The sequence below is a fragment of the Falsiroseomonas oryziterrae genome (assembly GCF_021864505.1).
Taxonomy (GTDB): Bacteria; Pseudomonadota; Alphaproteobacteria; order Acetobacterales; family Acetobacteraceae; genus Falsiroseomonas; species Falsiroseomonas oryziterrae.
Map to the genome: position 1 here is coordinate 1 of NZ_JAKJIB010000639.1, position 906 is coordinate 906.

At 74.9% G+C, this 906-nt stretch carries 2 protein-coding genes; both read right to left on the reverse strand.

From position 1 onward, the window contains the following. Positions 1–580: histidine kinase dimerization/phospho-acceptor domain-containing protein (locus L2I40_RS23795; RefSeq protein WP_237217818.1), on the reverse strand; the 580-nt coding region annotated here is incomplete at its 3' end. An 11-nt stretch (positions 581–591) separates the two neighbouring features. Then, the coding region (locus tag L2I40_RS23800; RefSeq protein WP_272911017.1) for a penicillin-binding transpeptidase domain-containing protein at positions 592–906 on the reverse strand (315 nt) is incomplete at its 5' end.

Genomic DNA, 906 nt, shown 5'->3' on the forward strand with positions numbered 1-906 from the left:
CGGTCGCGCCGGCGGCTTCGGCGAGCAGCATCGCGGTCTCGCCTTCCGGGGCGGCGCCGGGCGGCAGGGCCAGGTGGAGCGCCACCTCGCCATCCCGGTTCTCGACGCGCGCGACGATCCGCGCGCCGGGCTGCATCCGCGCCGCGGCATCGCGCACGAGACTGAGCAGCGCGAGATCCAGCCGAGCGCGGTCGAGATGCACCGGCGCCGCCTCCGCCCCCGCCTCCATCTCGATTCCGAACCGCGCGCCGAGGACGACGCGCAGCAGCGGGAGCGCCTGGCGCAGCGCCAAGTCGGGCGCGACGACGGCCTGGTCCTCCGCCTCGCGCCGCGCGGCATCCAGGAAGCCCCGCACCGTCGTCTCCATGCGGCGCACGGCTTCCTGCGCGCGGTCGAGCTGGCGCCGGGCCGGACCTTCCGGCGCGCTGCGGCCGAGCAACTCGAGATTCGAGGTGAGCACCATCAGGGCGTTGTTCACCTCGTGCTGCACCGCCGGCGCCGTGCGTCGCAGCCGGTCGTGGCGAAGCCGGACAAGGTCGGAACCCGACATGGCGCCGGAGCGGGACGGCTCAGTGTCCAAGTCGCACTCCTTCATCCCCCGGCCGCGGCGCGCGGCTCGGCCAGGCCTTCCAGGATCTCTCGGGCGAGGCGCGCGGGCAGGGTGCCGCCGCGCACCTCAAACATCGCAGAGCCGTCATCGTTGCCCAGCCACACGCCGATGACGAGGGGGCCCGAGAACCCCACGAACCAGGCGTCGCGAAAATCCTGCGTGGTCCCGGTCTTGCCACCGACGGGGCGGCCGCCGGGCGGCTGGGCGGCACGCCCGGTGCCGCGCGCCACCGCCGCTTCCAGCATCCGCCGCATCGCAGCCGCACTTTCGGCCGGGACCACGCGATGCAACCGCGG